Origin of the sequence: Xanthomonas sp. SHU 166 (genome assembly GCF_000364685.1) — a bacterium.
Taxonomy (GTDB): domain Bacteria; phylum Pseudomonadota; class Gammaproteobacteria; order Xanthomonadales; family Xanthomonadaceae; genus Xanthomonas_A; species Xanthomonas_A sontii.
In genome coordinates this window covers 1-1020 of the sequence record NZ_AQOJ01000502.1, presented here as the reverse complement: position 1 = coordinate 1020, position 1020 = coordinate 1, and the positions used below count along the sequence as shown (strand labels likewise).

The following is a 1020-nucleotide window of genomic DNA, read 5'->3' as shown; positions in this document are numbered from 1 at the left end:
CGCCGCCGGAGGGCATTACTTGATGATCTTGGCCACCACGCCGGCGCCGACGGTACGGCCGCCTTCGCGGATCGCGAAGCGCAGACCTTCGTCCATCGCCACCGGGTTGATCAGCGTCACCACCATCTTGACGTTGTCGCCCGGCATCACCATTTCCACGCCTTCCGGCAGCTGCACCGCACCGGTGATGTCGGTGGTGCGGAAGTAGAACTGCGGACGGTAGCCCTTGAAAAACGGGGTGTGACGGCCGCCCTCGTCCTTCGACAGCACGTACACCTCGGCTTCGAACTCGGTGTGCGGCTTGATCGAACCCGGCTTGCACAGCACCTGGCCGCGCTCCACGTCGTCACGCTTGGTGCCGCGCAGCAGCAGGCCCGCGTTGTCGCCCGCCTGGCCCTGGTCCAGCAGCTTGCGGAACATTTCCACGCCGGTCACGGTGGTCTTCTGCGTCGCACGGATGCCGACGATTTCGATTTCGTCGCCCACCTTGATGATGCCGCGCTCGATACGACCGGTCACCACGGTGCCACGGCCCGAGATCGAGAACACGTCTTCCACCGGCATCAGGAACGGCTTGTCCACGTCGCGCTGCGGCTCCGGGATGAACGAGTCCAGCGCGTCCACCAGCTTCAGGATCGCCGGCACGCCGATCTCGCTCTGGTCGCCTTCCAGCGCCAGACGCGCCGAACCGTGGATGATCGGGGTGTCGTCGCCCGGGAAGTCGTACTTGCTCAGCAGTTCGCGCACTTCCATCTCGACCAGCTCGAGCAGCTCGGCGTCGTCGACCATGTCGGCCTTGTTCAGGAACACCACGATGTGCGGCACGCCGACCTGACGCGACAGCAGGATGTGCTCGCGGGTCTGCGGCATCGGGCCGTCAGCGGCCGAGCACACCAGGATCGCGCCGTCCATCTGCGCCGCACCGGTGATCATGTTCTTGACGTAGTCCGCGTGACCCGGGCAATCCACGTGCGCGTAGTGGCGCGTCGGGGATTCGTATTCCACGTGGGCGGTCGAGAT

The 1020-nt window shown here is 65.6% G+C and carries 1 protein-coding gene; it reads right to left on the bottom strand.

The window, feature by feature from the left end; genetic code table 11:
• Positions 1-15: 15 nt before the first annotated feature.
• The coding region (gene tuf / locus D180_RS12955) for an elongation factor Tu (RefSeq protein ID WP_017913120.1) at positions 16-1020 on the bottom strand (1005 nt) is incomplete at its 5' end.